Raw genomic sequence first — 1,192 nt, 5'->3', positions numbered from 1 at the left:
GGTGTGACCCCCGAAGGTTGGACAATTATCCACCTACGCTGCCTTGGCGGCCTGCATTCTGTATTCCACAGGACTCAGGCCGTTAAGCTTCAGTTTTATGCGTGAGTGATTGTAATACTCAATGTACTCTTCGATACCCGCTTGAAGCTCATCCAGATCGTTAAATTTGTTCAGGTAGAAAAATTCGGATTTCAGCGTGCTAAAAAAGCTCTCAATAGCCGCGTTGTCGTAGCAGTTACCCTTGCGCGACATGCTGGCTGCGATCGAATTCTCATTGAGCAGTCGCTGGTAAATAGGCATCCGATATTGCCAACCCTGGTCGGAATGCAAAATCGGCTTTTCATGCGGTCCAAGCCGCTTAAATGCTCCTTCAAGCATTTCGTCGACCATGGAGTACAGCGGGCGCCTGGCAATCGCATAGGAAATGATTTCGCCGCTGTACAGATCCATGATCGGCGACAGATAAAGTTTCTGGCCTCCTACTTTGAATTCGGTCACGTCGGTGGCCCATTTCTGGTTAGGGTATTGCGCTTTGAAATCACGCTTTAGCAGGTTAGGCGCGGCCTTGCCTGTTTCGCCTTTGTAGGAACGGTATTTCTTCACGCGTATCAGGCTCTTCAGGCCTAGCTGCCCCATTAGTTTCTGCACCGTCTTGTGGTTCACAAGATGGCCCGCCCTGCGCAACGCTGCCGTGATGCGACGATAGCCATACCGGCCCTTGTGCTCGTAGAAAGTTGCCTGAATCAGGTCTTTCAGCCCGGCGTATTTGTCATCTGCCAGCAGTACCTTTTGTTGATAGTAAAAAGTGCTGCGTGCCAGACCGGCAAACTTCAGCAGGCCGTCCAGAGAATGTAAAGGCCTCAGTTCCATCACGATTTGCGCTTTTTCTGCTGCGCTATTCGTTGCTTCTTCTGAACCAAGGCATCGAGCTTTTTTAGATAATCGACCTCCATCCGCAGTTGCTTCACCTCGGCAAGCAACTCGTCACGCGAGCGCGATTCATCGTTGATCGGAGCGGAGTTCACAGGGGGAAGGGGCGTCGTCATCTTTCTTGGGCGTCCAACTTTCTTAGGGGGCTTTGAGGATGCGTTAAGAGCACCTTCGTCAAAAAGGCGCTGCCATAGATTGATGATGCCGAACTGACGGATATCGAACAAGGCCGCTGTCTGGCGCAGTGATAATCGCTCATCAT

Annotated in this window: 1 pseudogene; it reads right to left on the bottom strand. The window is 51.3% G+C overall.

Annotated elements, in window-relative coordinates:
* Positions 1 to 33: 33 nt before the first annotated feature.
* Positions 34 to 1,192, bottom strand: a pseudogene (locus QRN50_RS15955) (IS3-like element ISPsy9 family transposase); the annotation flags it as partial.

It is taken from the genome of Pseudomonas sp. MEJ108 (genome assembly GCF_030208985.1).
GTDB lineage: Bacteria > Pseudomonadota > Gammaproteobacteria > Pseudomonadales > Pseudomonadaceae > Aquipseudomonas > Aquipseudomonas fragariae.
Note: the sequence above shows the minus strand (reverse complement) of the source record. Positions and strands in the feature narration are given on the sequence as shown.